We start from the raw sequence: 14,947 nt of genomic DNA, 5'->3' as shown, positions 1-14,947 counted from the left end.
TATCCTCCGATTAAGTTTTTGAAGTTCTTATTTTTTTATATCCAAGTGCAACTGCTGTAGCTAAGACTATCATGCATATTGCAATTATGGAAGTCACCAAATCATTTAGTACCAAATCTTTGAAGAAGTAGGAGATTAATATTATTGTCAGAGGTACAAAGAACCATTGTGCAATATAAATGTTAGTAATGTTGCTGCTTAAAATTGAAAATGCCTTGATAATTGAATCCAGCAGGAATTTGGCCATCCAATAGCAAAGGCCGATTACTGCATGAGCATTGACTATGCAGAATATTGCATCCAAAATGTTTAAGAAGTAATACAAGTGAACATCCTCTGAGAAGACTCCTCCCCATAGATTTGAAGATATGAAAAAGTAAATTAGAGCAACTATCAATAGAATTGGCCAGAACTTAAAGAATTCACATTTATCCTTAGCCTTTATAAAGTACTGTCCCCAGACATATCCGGCAACTGGGAATATCAACCAGTTGAATAATGGGAAAGCAGTAAATCCTCCTTTGCATCCTATGAAGTGAGCAAAGAACAGGTTTAAAACAGGGCTGCCAAAATCAATACCCACCAGCAAAGTTCCGATTATGGACATTGTAACTGCAACGACAATCATCTTCTTATTTGAAAGATTTAACTTTTTTAGGATTCCCATTGAAATGAATGCCAACCCTGCGAATGCCAAGATGTCAATACAGAAGAGCAATAATCCATCAGCTATTGGGAAAATATCCCATTTGCCCAAAAGGGTTCCGCAAACGAAATGAGGTATGAAAAACTCAAATACATTTACCAAAACACCTAAAAGGTATAGCTTTACACCTCTTTTCACCATTACGTCCCACTGGCTATGCCTGGAATATACCACTCCAACGCCCATACAGAACATAAATATGACTGCGGCGTAAGGTCTTCCAAGCACATTCATAATAAGAAAATTGTAAGCGGGATTGAAATCCGCATTGAAAGCACTGGCTATGTAAAAAGTATGAAGAAAGATCATGAATATTATAGATAGCCCTTTAGCAATGTCCAACTCGACTTGCCTGCCAACATTAACTTTTTCATCTGAAAATAAATTTGAGATATTCATGATAAGTTGTATATAAAAAAGGATATTTAATTATGTAGGAATTTAAAAAAAAGTAAGAATGTTAAATATTGTATTTGCATAAATCCCGTTAGGCATATCTTCTAAATACATATGCAAGAATCGAACCTGCAAAGTTCTGCCAAACGGAATAAAGAGCTCCGGGAACTGTTGCCTGGGTTAGGCTCGGGAAATGAGTCTTTGCAAGGCCAGTGGACAACCCGGAATTCTGGAATGCTAGCTCAATGGCCACAGTAATAATTTGCTTTCTGTTCATTCCAACCAAATAACCTACACCAAATCCAATCAGCATTGCTATGAAATATTGTAGAATAATAACTAGCATTATTATTCCTGAAGAAGTTAATATGGCTTGCTTATTGACACCAATCACTCCTGCAACAATCAAACAAATCACAATTGAAGATATGGCCGGCAGATAATCTTTTAATTTTTCACAGAAATCAGGGAATTTGTAATTCAATATCAAACCCAAAGCGATAGGTATGATTACGATTTCAATGATTGAAACAAACATGTCCACCGGATTGAAATTAATCTGGTTTCCGATTAAAAATAATGTAATCAGCGGAGTTAAAACTGGAGAGATTATAGTGGATACCGCAGTCAAGGAAACTGACAATGCCACATCCCCCCTTGCAAGGAAAGTGATTACATCGGAAGCAGTTCCTCCAGGTACAGTACCGACTAGAATAAGCCCAACTGTTAAAGCCGCGTTTAGAGAAAAGATATTTGCAAGAGCCAACGCTATAAGGGGCATTATGATGTATTGGGCTGAGATTCCAACAGCTATTTCTTTTGGATTTTTAAATACATTGACAAAGTCTTCAGCTTTCAAAGTGGTTCCCATTGTGAAAAGAATGATGCTTAAAAGCAAATTTAATATATTAATGCCATTATATTCACTTAAAACCCAATTAAATGCATTTGGATAAATTAAAGAAACAACAACCGCAAGCAGTATGATTATAAAAAAATATTTTTCAATGAATTTGAAAATCCGTTTCATGTTTTAATATTTGGCATAATCTATTAAAAAAATATGCATTTTATTAAAAAAATAATTATGTGCTTTTAAAGTTATTTTCTCTATTCGAATGATTAAATAATGTTATTGAAACATAAATTAAATATAAATAACTTAAAAATCAGATAAAAGAACATAAAAACTATTTATTGGTGATATTGAATGGAATATGAAATACAAGGAGGTACATTTCCTATTGTAATATGTACATTGCAAAAGGGAGAAACCATGAAAAACGAAACCGGAGCAATGGCTTTCATGACTTCAGACATGAAAATGGAAACAAGTACCGGTGGAGGCCTATTGAAAGGACTTGGAAGAGCACTATCCGGCGATAGCTTATTCTTAAATTTCTTTACTGCACAATCCGACAACGAGCAAATCGGATTTTCAGCATGCACACCTGGAAAAATCATGCCTATAAGATTAAATGGATCCAACACAATCATCGGTCAGAAAAATGCGTTTTTAGCTGCAGAAGACAGCGTTGACGTTGACATATTCTTTAAAAAGAAACTTGGAGCTGGCCTATTCGGTGGAGAAGGTTTTGTTCTTCAAAAATTCTCCGGAAACGGAATGGTATTTTTAGAGATTGACGGAGAAGTAATTGAAAAGGGCCTGCAGCCTGGAGAAAAACTGCTCGTAGATCCAGGACACATCGCTGCAATGGATGAAAGCATTGATTTTGACATAGAAAGAGTGAAAGGTGCGAAAAACATATTGTTCGGAGAAGGACTATTCTTTGCAAAACTAACAGGTCCCGGAAAAGTATGGATACAGACCATGCCAATCAGCAAGTTGGCAGCCGCATTAATCCCTTTCTTGCCAACTTCTTCCAGCGGTTCCGATTGGGGCGATCTATTCGATTAAATAATTAAAAAAAAGGAGAAAACTATGGGAAAAACAAGAGTTGAATGGATTGACCTTGTTCGGGCGCTTGCAATCCTGACAGTATTATACATTCATGCGGCGGATGGAATCTACATCATTTCATCTGATGCAATAGTGAATTTAACAATCTATTCAAGGATATTCAATTTCATATCAGTATTTATTGGCCGTATAGGGGTTCCGTTCTTTTTGATGATTACGGGTTATCTGCTGCTTGACAGGTCCTATGACGATGAGCGTGTGCGGAAGTTCTGGAACAAAAACTGTAAGGGATTAATCATCGTTACTGTGATCTGGGCATTAATTTATGCGATTTGTCTGCAGTTCATTACTGTAGAAAGCGGCCAGGTCAACTTTGCAGAAGCCGGAAACCTGTTCTTCAGCCACATGTGGTATATGCCAATGATTATCGGAATGTATCTTTCATTGCCGTTTGTTACTGCTGCTCTTGAAAAATTCCATCCGGAAACCATCTGGCAGGCAACAATAGTATTTTCGCTTTTGGCTTTCCTGCTACCGTTCGTTACAACAGTATTGGCAATGCACGGCATTGAGAATGTCAATATCCAATATTGCCTTGGATTCAGTGGTGGAGTATATGGAATCTATATTATCATAGGATATCTGACTAAAAAAGGATTGTTTAAAAAGTATTCGTCCAACAACTTGAGGATAGTTGCAATCGTTTCATTTGCAATATGTGTAGTGTTCCAGTATTATGCATTCATCAAAGGATTCGGCTTTAACTTATGGTATGAATTCCCTTTCATTTTAACAGGATCCTTTGCATTGTTTGAGCTTTGTTCCAGAAGAGGAAAGGTTAGAGCATACCCACTAGTGACATTTTTAGCAAAATATTCATTTGCAGTATTTTTAGTGCATAACCTATTCAGATTACCGTTGCTGCCTTTAGTTGTTCAGCTACCTTATTCAGAACCTGTAAAAGCCATAATTCTTTGGATTCTGTTGATATTCTTCAGCTATTTGGCTACTGTAATAATCTATAGAATCCCAAAATTTGGAAAATTTATACTTTACATGAGATAATTAGCCAATTATCTCCTTTTTTATTTCTTTAAATGCGCCGATTGCCTCTGGAATTGGGAATAGTGGATATATATGAAACAATCCACTGCCGGTGACTAATTTTACATTAACGCCATCACTTTTTAGATTTTCAACATATTTTTCAATGTCCTGATAAAAGATTTCATTTTCCCCTGCAAAGATTAGCGTATCTGGCAAACCAACATTGTCGTCAAAAAGTGGGCTTACCCTCCAGTCTTGGGTATCCAAGTCTCCAGCCCAGGATTTTCCTATTTCCCTAAGGCCGATTTCACCTAAAATCGGATCATTTTCACTGTCATATGGAGGATTGCTCATTGAAACATCCACCCAAGGCGAAAATGTTATGATTCTATCAGGCTGGGGCAAATCAACTGTCCTTAGATATTGGCAAAATGAATGGACAAATCCTCCACCTGCAGAGTCGCCCATCAATGTCAGATTATCTTTCAAAATTAGATTCTTATACAAATCAGTAATCACTTCATAAGTTTGCTTTGCTTTGCTTGAAGGGGCGAGCGGGTAAACTGGTGCAAGCACATAGGCATTCAATTTTCGTGACAGCAAAAAGCAATATAATAGATGTTGGTAACCTATCTCAAGAACGTAAGCTCCACCATGTATGTATAGAATAGTATTTTGGGCATTTTCATCTCCAAAAGTGAAAACTTGAGTGCCGTCAATGTCAATGCTTTTGAAAATGCCTTTTGGAGGCTTATTGCCATATGGGTTTTTTAACAATTCATCAACTTTTTCTTGAGAATCCATGAAATCCAATTTTGTAAACCTTAAAATGGCTTCCTCTATTTTTGCGATGAATGATTTTTTATTTGACATAATCCACCTAAAACTATTTTTTTAATAAATTTTTTATTTAAACTACAGTAATTTCTAATCCCAAAATATCTGAACAATCAACTTTATGTCTTCTCCCATACATAATCTTTTATTAATCACTTTCTATGATATTTAATAAACCAACACCAAATGATAAGTAAAAATATTACTCACAATACCTGTTTAACAAAATAAATATATAAAACCTAACTTCATTCACCACATAAGATAAGAAAATTGAAAAAACGCGCAATAAAATTGAAAATGCTTTCCAAAAAAATTCCAAATTCAAGAAAACAAACTTTTAAAACAATTTTGAGGCATTTTAAATCTAATATATCGCAAAAATCTAATTTGGAATGAAAATCGAAACTTTATTTTAAAAATCAACGAAGTTTTTGAAAGAGCCCCTTAAAATGTCACTAAAATTAATATGTAATTAAACAAAAATAATATTATTATAAATCTTTTGGTGATTATTTTGAAAAACTTAACAGAACACAACAATTGTCTAACCAACATACCAAATGTTATTGAATCAACATTTGATCAAAAAACATTGGACCTTGAAAAGAAAATTGACGAATCTATTTTTGCTTCAGTGATGGGGATTTATCTGTCCAGAGTTAATCAGTCTGGAGGAATCATCTTTAAAATTTACCGGAATGATAAGGAAATTCCTTTAAAAATCGATTATAACGAGAACAGCACAGTCAAAACATTATTATCAGAAGTTGATGAATTAATGAACCGCATGTCTGATGAAAATTATATTTTTGACAATGACCTATTGCATGCATACTCTATTTTTAATAAAGGAAATAATACGGACTTTGTTCCTCATGAAAAGTCTATTTTAAACTGCTTATTTGATGAAAATTCAGTGGAATTCATTTATAATGACAGTATTTTTTCACAAGTCCAGATGGAATCTTTAATTAACAATATCCATGACTTAATTAATCGTGTTGAGGAGAATCCAGATATTCCATTAAAAGATTTAAATATTGTTTCTGATAATGAAATGGAAATGTTAAAAAGTTTTTCAAAAACCGATAGGTTAGATTTCGATGAGAATGAAACAATAATGGATTATATTCATAATAGTGCTTTAAAAACACCAGATCAAATAGCCATCTCCGATACAATAACTGAAATAACCTATGGCGAATTTGACAGATATATTAACGCGTTATCCGCAATATTGCATAGTTTAGGCGTTGAAAAAGGAGAATGTGTTGGTGTTTTGCTTCCAAGAATTCCAATGTATCTTGTCTCATGTATGGGAATTACAAGAAATGCTTCTGTTTTTGTTCCGCTTGATTTAACTTACCCAAAAGATAGAATTGATTATATCATTGAAGAAAGCGGCATGAATTATATCATTTCCTCCAAAAGTGTCGATTTCGCTTCACAATTTAAAGACAAAAATATTTTATACATCGAGGATTTTGATTTGGACAATGATGAAAAATCACCAAACAACGTGGTGGCTAAAGATTTAGCGGCAATTTATTTCACTTCAGGTTCAACAGGTACTCCAAAAGGTGTTAAAGTACCTCATTACACTTTTTTACTTGAGGCAATATACTCTTCAAAATATTTAAGATCCGGATCGGACATTGCATGTTACGTTAACTTCACATTTGCATTTTCAGTTGTATTATATTCCGCTTTTGTTAAGGGAGCTAATTGCATTATATTAAATGAACATTTAAGAGATAATGTTCCGGAATTAATCGAATTTTTACAGGCAACCCCTCTTGATGCTTTAATTTTACCTACCGTTCTTGGGGCAACCATACTGGAGAGAACTGAAATTAAAACAAAGAATATGATTATAGCTGGTGAAAGATTAAAAGAAGCAACACAAACAATCTTAAGTCGGAAAACCGATTTAATTAATTGTTATGGTTCCAGTGAAGCATTAGTAATAGCCTATCAGGATGTCAAAAAAGCATCACAATTGGATGAGATTCCAGTAGGTTATCCTGCAGGAAATACATGGGTTTATATTGTAGATAAAAATAATATGCCTCTTCCAATTGGAGTTCCGGGCGAAATTGTTGTATCTGGCTTAAAATTGGCACAAGGATATCACAACAATGAATCACAGACCAATGAAAGCTTTGTTGAAAATCCATTTTCTGATTGTTGGGAAAATGAAAGAATGGTCCATAGTAGAGACCAAGGATATTTCACCTTTGATGGCGAACTTGTGGTTAAGGGAAGAATCGATAGGCAAATCAAGCTTAGAGGTTTGAGAATTGAACCTGGTGAGATTGAAAATGTTGTTTTAAGCTACTCCTCATCAATCAGCAATGTTGTTGTTGAACTTAGAAACGATAATCTTGTATGTTATTACATCTGTGACGGTGAAATTGATGAAGATGGCTTGAATGATTTTATCAAGAGTAAAGTGACACAGTACATGGTTCCTTCATTCTATATGAAAATGGATGAGTTCCCACTTAACCTAAATGGAAAAGTGGACGTTAAGGCACTTCCAACACCCGAATTTGCCATTGAAGAAATAGTTGAGCCAAAAACCGATATTGAAATCAAATTATTTGAAATCATATCCCCAGTGTTGAAAACTGATAAATTCGGCGTCACTACTGATTTGATTAAATTAGGTTTGAATTCACTTTCATCAATAAAGATTGCTTATGAAATAGCATCCAATTGGGGAGTTCAACTCAGTATTAAGGAACTTAGTGATGCAAAGGACATCAGAAGCCTAGCAACATTAATTGATGCTCCAAGTGAATTTATAGATGTGGTCCATGAAAAGCAGGACCTGTATCCTTTAAGCCAAAATCAATTGGGAGTTTACTTTGAATCCATTAAATATCCTGATAAATTAATTTACAACACCACATCAGCTGTTGATTTGGGAGCGAATATTGATGTGGAAAAACTTAGAAGCTCAATTGTCAATTTAGTGAATAAATATACTTATCTTAAAAGCGTTTTATTTGAAGAAAACGGCAAGACCTATCTTAAAAGAAAGGATGATGAGGCCGTCGCTGTTGATGTGTATGACAGTTTAGCAACAGACGAGATTAAAAACAGTTTTGCACGCCCATTTGACCTGTTTAAAGGGCCATTGTATCGTTTTGAAATATACTCAACAGAGGACAAGACAATTTTGCTTATGGATGTTCATCATATACTGTTTGATGGAACTTCTGTTAATCTGTTTATTAATGAACTGTTGGATGAATATGATGACATTAATGATGCGGATGAAGTCAGTTCCGGATTTGATTTCATTCTAGATGAAAAAGAACTTGAAGGAAGTGAAAAATACCTCAGAGCCAAAGAGTTCTTTGAAGACAGGTTAGCAGATATTGGGGAAGTGACTTCAATCGATCCGGATATCGGCGGTAAGAAGGAATTGGGTTCTCTTAAAGAGGTCTCAGTTCAGATTAACAAGGAAAATATTTTTGAATTCTCCAAAAGGAATGGAATAACTCCAAATAGTCTGTTTTTAGCATCATCCCTTTTAACATTATCAAAATTCTCATACACTAAAGATATGCTTTTAACCACAATTTCCAATGGAAGGATTAATCCAAAGTATTTCAAGACATTGGCAATGATTGTGAGATCCCTTCCAATTGCAATGACCATTGACACCCATCAAAGCGTTTTGGATTACATTAATTCAGTGAATGACACCTTTGTCAATACAATTGACAATGAATCATATCCATTTACCAAAATATTCGAGGAATATAATTTTGTTCCGGAAATCTATTATGCATACCAAGTGGGCTTGTTTGACGAGAAAATATTGAAAAATGGAAATAAAGTTAAGGTGGAGCCATTAGAATTGGATTATCCTAAATTCAACATTTGCATATATGTGGAAGAGGATTTGGAAAACATCAATCTTATCATTCGCTATAATGACCAATTATATTCATATGAATTGATGGAAACATTGGTGGAAAGCATCGATTTGGTTTTAAGCAAATTCATGAATTCACTAACTCAAAACACTTCAGACATTTCACTTTTAACCACCATTGAAGAGAATGAAATAACTGAAAAAGAAAATGAGTTAACATTAGACCTCAGAGAACCATTATTAAAAGACAAATTTGAATATATTGCATCTAAAAAGGCTGAAGAGATTGCAGTTTATGCAAACGACAACAATTTAACTTTTGATGAACTTAACAAAAAAGCAAACGTATTTGCAAATTCATTGATTGACAGAGGATTTAAAATTAATGATAAAATCATATTAAAGTTAAATAGGACTTCCAAATTAATGATAGCCCTTATCGGTTCTCTAAAAGCGGGTGTTTCATTTATCCCTGTAGATCCAAAGTATCCTCAAGAGAGAATTACACATATCCAGGAGGATAGTGGGTGCAAGATGATTATATCCGATGACCCGACCACAGGCGAAGTTGGCATCGATAATTTGCTTAAAGGCTCAAATTCACAAAATCCAAAATTGGATTTGAAAAATGATGACATTGCATTCTTAATTTACACATCAGGTTCAACAGGTCTTCCAAAAGGAGTAATGATAAAACAGGACAGCATTACAAATTATATCAAGGCCACACCTGAAAATTCCCCAATAAATGCAATAGCCAATGACGTTTCCAGAATGTTATCCATAACAACAGCATCATTTATTGCATTTTTACGTGAAGCATTTGCATCTGTCATGAATGGGGTTCCAATGGTGCTTGCAGATGAAGAAACATCCATGAATCCAATTAAATTAGCAAATTTAATTAAGGAATATGAAATTGACGGAATGTCCGCAACACCATCCAGACTGCAACAATACATGACAATTAATGATTTCAGAAGGGTTCTAAATGACATCAAGGTCATCACTATAGGTGGTGAAAAATTCATCGAATCGTTATACCCAACATTAATCAAATATACAAATGCTGACATTTACAACTCCTATGGTCCAACAGAAGTAACCATTGCGTCACATGCGAAACTAATGAAGGACAACATAGTATCTGAAGGAAAACCTATCCACAACACCATCGATTCCATTGTAGACATTGACAATAACCCACTGCCAAGCAACCTTGTGGGAAATATTGCAATCGGGGGTGTCGGAGTTTCTGCAGGATATTGGAACAAACCTGAATTGACAGAAGATGTATTCTACACTAGAAATGGCATCCCATATTATAATACTGGAGATTTAGGTTATAAACGTGATGATGGGGAATTGGTTGTTGTTGGAAGAGCAGACTCACAAATCAAGCTTAGAGGTTTAAGAATAGAAACCGGCGAAATTGAAAACTGCATACTGAAAAACAGCGACATTGACTTGATATTTGTTAATGTTCAAGTCATCAACGACACAGAATATCTATGCGCATATTATGTTGCGGATTCACAAATTGACGTTGACAAATTAAAAGCAGACATTTCACAGGAATTAACCGATTACATGATTCCTACATTCTTTATTCAATTGGATGAATTGCCGTTAAATCCTAATGGTAAACTAGATAGGAAAAAATTGCCTCTCCCATCAATTGAAGATGAAATAACAGAAGTTGTTGAAGCTTCCAATGACTTGGAACAACTTGTATTGGACATGTGTAGGGAAATTATTTCTAAGGATGATTTCGGTGTTACAACCAATCTGTTTAACATTGGTTTTACATCCCTAACAGTTATCCAGTTGCTTGCAAAGATTTCTGAGGAATTAAAAGTTGATGTAAGCATAATGGACATGATGAAGTCAAAAAATGTCTTGGAAATCGTTGACCTTATAAATGCCGCTGAAGAAGTATGTGAAACTGAAAGCGTTGAACAAAAAGAATATTATCCATTAACACACAATCAATTGGGAGTATACTTCGACTGCATTAAAAATCCTGATAAGATAGGTTACAACTTGCCGAAAATCATCAGATTTGACAAAAGTGTGGATTCGGCCAAATTAAGAAAGGCGATTATCGATGCCATTGACCTGCACTCATATCTCAAAATGGAACTTGTCCAAAAGGACGGCCAGATATTGCAAAAGAGAAATGATGAACTTGACGTTTCAGACCTGATAACAATTACAAAACAGGATGTGGAAGTAACTCAAGAGGACATTGATAAGTTTATACGCCCATTTTCATTATATGATGACTTCCTATTCCGGTTTAACATAATTGAAACACCTACAGAAGTTGTTTTACTCAATGATTTCCACCATTTAATTTTGGATGGGACATCAGCCAACCTATTCTTTAGGGACATCACACTATTTTACGATGGCAAAACAGATGAGATTCCGGAAGAGCTTGTTGATGCCTTTGAATACAGTCTGATTGAAAAGGAACTGGAACAGTCAAACAAATACCAGCAAGCTGAGGCATTCTTTGATAGAGAAATCTCTGAATTTGATGAATCAACTGTTGTCACACCTGATTTGGAATCAAATGAGGAAGGCGTTTTGTGCACTAATGAATTATCATTAAATGCCAGTGATATTCATAATTTCTGCAGAAAAGAGGGCATAACAGAAAATAACCTGTTATTGTCCGCCACAATTTTGGCAATATCCAAGTTTACATTTACAAGGGACTTGTTGATTTCAACAATATCCACCGGTAGAACCAATCCGAAATATAGAAACACTATCGGAATGCTTGTGAAAACACTTCCATTCACATGCCACATCAAATCAGACAAATCGGTTAAGGATTTCCTCGATAATGTTAATGAAAACTGGTTAAACACTTTAAACTACGAGTTTTATCCATACACAAAACTTGCAAACAAATATGATTTGGCCCCCGAATTCCTATATGTCTATCAAGGGGAAATCATCGAGGACCTGAACATGAATGGCAAAACCTATGAGAGGGAAAGAATCGATTATGACTCATTAAGGTTTAAGATATCATTCAATGTTCTGGAAGAGAAAGGCGAGTTAAAACTTATCAATCAATACGACGATTCCCTTTATTCAAGCCATATGATGGACCTGTTTAATGATGCGGTTAAAACAATCCTTGAAAAATTCATGAGTTGCGACATATCCGAAACAAAAGTTAAGGACATTAGCCTTGTAGAAGAACCTGAACTTGAAGAATTTGACTATTCATTCAATCCATTCCTGAATGAAGTGTTCCACAAGACTGTTGAGGAAAATAAAGATAAATTGGCTTTAATCGCTGAAGACGGTGAATTCACATATGATGAACTGAACCGCAAGGCTAATCGTATTGCCAATGCATTAATTAAAAAAGGAGTCAAACCTGGAGACAAGGTTCTCTTTAAACTTAAACGTGACAGTAACCTGACCGCATCCATGTGGGGTATTATCAAAGCTGGAGCGGCATTCATTCCGGTTGACCCCGAATATCCGGAAGAGCGTATTACTTACATTTACAAGGACTCCGAAGCAGATTACATAATTTCTGACTTTAGTGACAGCACTACATTGAATGTATTTGACCTATTGAAAGAAGAAAATGAGACAAACCCTGTTGTGGAACTTGACCCTGACAATTTGGCATTTTTAATCTATACCTCAGGATCAACCGGCAATCCTAAAGGAGTTATGCTTACCCACAGAAACATTACGAACTATTTGCTGTTGAAACCTGAAAACAACTACATTACTGATGTGGTGACAAATAGAAAACGTGTTTTAGGAATTCAAACAGTGACATTCGATATTTCAGTCTGTGATGTTTTAGTGCCATTGACACATGGTTTGACATATGTATTTGCAAGCGATGTTGAAGCGAAAGACGTGCTTGCCCTTGCAAGATTAATCAAACGTACAAAAGTTGATGCAATGGCGGGAACCCCTTCCAGACTGTTCCAATATTTGGATTTAGAAGAGATGCAAGAGGCATTCAAAAATCTCAAATCCGTTTCCCTTGCAGGTGAACCGTTTAAACCACAATTATATACCAGAATGAGAGCTATTAACCCTGACGTTAACATATACAATGGATATGGCCCATCAGAAACCACAATTCATACAAACCACAAATTGCTTACAAGTGCAGAAAATATTACAACCGGTAAACCCCATTACAATGTGATTATGGACATACGTGACATTGACGGTAACTTGATTCCCGATGGAGTGATGGGTGAAATATATATCGGAGGATTGGGTGTAGGAAAAGGTTATTTAAACAAAGAAAAACGTACCAAAGAATCATTCATTAAAATTAATGGAATTAATTACTATAAATCCGGGGATTACGGTACAATTGACCCTGAAGGAGAGTTTGTAATTCACGGAAGATTGGACAATCAGATTAAGCTTAACGGTTTGAGAATCGAATTGGGTGAAGTTGAACAAACAATTTTGAAATTCGGTGAAATAAAAGAGGTAGTCTGTGCAATTAAGAAAATCAATGAAAATGACCACTTATGTGCATACTACACTTCCGATGTAGAAATCGATAAGGATGAGCTGAAGGATTTCATTTCCCAATCTTTGACAAAATACATGGTTCCATCTGTTTTTGTCCAGCTTAAAGAATTGCCTTGGACATTGAATGGAAAAATTGAAGTTAAAAAATTGCCTATTCCTGAAATATCCAATGAATATGTAAAACCAACCAATAATGTCGAAGCGTTCTTTGCATCCGCATTTGAGGAGATTTTAGGTTTGAATAAAGTTGGAGTTACAGATAATTTCTTTGACATTGGAGGAACATCCCTGCTTGTTACAAAACTCACAATTCAGGCTTTAAATGAAGGTTATGAAGTCCAATATGCAGACATATTCAATCATCCTACTCCAAGAGAGTTAGCAGAATTTATTTCCGGCTCAGAAATTGTTGAAAGTGAGGAAAGCCAATATGATTATTCAAGAATTGATGATCTTTTATCTCAAAACACCATGGACAATTTCCTAAATGGGGACCTGCGAGATTTAGGTAACGTGTTGCTTACTGGAGCAAGTGGATTTTTAGGAATACACATGCTGAAAGAACTTATTGATAATGAAGATGGAATTATCTATTGTTTACAACGTGCTGGAAGAGGCCTTAGCGGAGAAGAGAGATTGAAATCTCTGCTCTTTTACTACTTTAACGAAGATTATGGGGACTTATTCGGTAAAAAAATCTTTGTTGTTGAAGGAGACATCACAAATATTGAAGACTTTAAAAAGATGGAAAATTATCCTATTGACACAATCATCAACGCAGCGGCAAATGTAAAACACTTCGCCGAAGGCAGTCAAATTGAGGATGTCAATATTTTCGGTGTAAAAAATGGATTGGAATTTGCTAAAAACATTGGAGCATGTTACGTTCAAGTTTCAACAACCAGTACTGCTGGTGAAAGCGTCAATAATTTCCCACCTAAGGACACAATATTCGATGAGCAGACATTGTATGTTGGTCAAGCATTAGACAATAAATACCTCTCCAGTAAGTTTATAGCGGAACGTCTTGTACTTGAGCACGTTGTTGACGGAGGAGAAGGTAAAATAGTTCGTGTAGGTAACCTGATGGCAAGAGAATCTGATGCGGAGTTCCAAATCAACTTCGAATCAAACGGTTTTATCAACCGTATAAAAGCATATGTTACCCTACAAGCAATGCCATTTGATTTACTTATTGCACAAACCGAATTCAGCCCAATAGATATTGTGGCGAAATCCATTATCGCTTTAGCTAAAACACCGAAAGAAAACACCGTGTTCAATTCATATAACAGCCACTACATTACTTATGCAGATGTTTTAGAAACAATTAAAGCTCATGGCTATGAAATAAGCAAAGTGGAGATGGATGAATTTAACCGGTTATTAGATGACGCCAGAAAGGACGAATCAAAACAGGAGGGTATTTCAGGACTTGTTACACAGGTGGGCATGGGTAAAGCCGAGAATAGGAGCATTGTTAATGTATCGAATACATTTACAATCAATATCCTAAATCATTTAGACGTATACTGGCCTTTGACAACCTATGAGTACCTACACAACTTTATCAACTATCTTCAGGGAATGGGATTTTTAGAGTAGATGA

At 35.2% G+C, this 14,947-nt stretch carries 6 protein-coding genes; 3 read left to right on the top strand and 3 right to left on the bottom strand.

Annotated features, from left to right (window positions below; all coding sequences use genetic code 11):
• Positions 1-10: 10 nt before the first annotated feature.
• The gene (locus ACJMLD_RS04035; protein ID WP_405268212.1) at positions 11-1,105 is read right to left on the bottom strand and encodes an acyltransferase family protein; all 1,095 of its coding nucleotides are present in this window, start codon (positions 1,103-1,105) and stop codon (positions 11-13) included.
• 88 nt (positions 1,106-1,193) lie between these two features.
• A complete protein-coding gene (locus tag ACJMLD_RS04030) occupies positions 1,194-2,132 on the bottom strand; it encodes a bile acid:sodium symporter family protein (RefSeq protein WP_405268210.1) in 939 nt (312 codons plus the stop codon).
• A 180-nt stretch (positions 2,133-2,312) separates the two neighbouring features.
• Between ACJMLD_RS04030 and ACJMLD_RS04025 the strand changes: the two genes are divergently transcribed.
• Entirely contained in the window at positions 2,313-3,020 is a 708-nt protein-coding gene (locus ACJMLD_RS04025; protein ID WP_405268209.1) for a TIGR00266 family protein, read from the top strand.
• 24 nt (positions 3,021-3,044) lie between these two features.
• A complete protein-coding gene (locus tag ACJMLD_RS04020) occupies positions 3,045-4,088 on the top strand; it encodes an acyltransferase (protein WP_405268207.1) in 1,044 nt (347 codons plus the stop codon).
• On the opposite strand, the gene ACJMLD_RS04015 is transcribed toward ACJMLD_RS04020, so the two are convergent.
• Positions 4,089-4,943: an alpha/beta hydrolase fold domain-containing protein gene (locus ACJMLD_RS04015; protein WP_405268205.1), complete on the bottom strand. Its 855-nt coding sequence runs from the start codon at positions 4,941-4,943 to the stop codon at positions 4,089-4,091.
• A 481-nt stretch (positions 4,944-5,424) separates the two neighbouring features.
• On the opposite strand from ACJMLD_RS04015, the gene ACJMLD_RS04010 reads away from it, so the two are divergent.
• Positions 5,425-14,943: an amino acid adenylation domain-containing protein gene (locus ACJMLD_RS04010; RefSeq protein WP_405268204.1), complete on the top strand. Its 9,519-nt coding sequence runs from the start codon at positions 5,425-5,427 to the stop codon at positions 14,941-14,943.
• The last annotated feature ends 4 nt before the right edge of the window (positions 14,944-14,947 follow it).

The sequence above is a fragment of the Methanobrevibacter sp. genome, assembly GCF_045112895.1.
Taxonomy (GTDB): Archaea; Methanobacteriota; Methanobacteria; order Methanobacteriales; family Methanobacteriaceae; genus Methanocatella.
The sequence above is the reverse complement of the archived record's forward strand: the minus strand, read 5'-3'. Positions and strand labels throughout refer to the sequence as shown.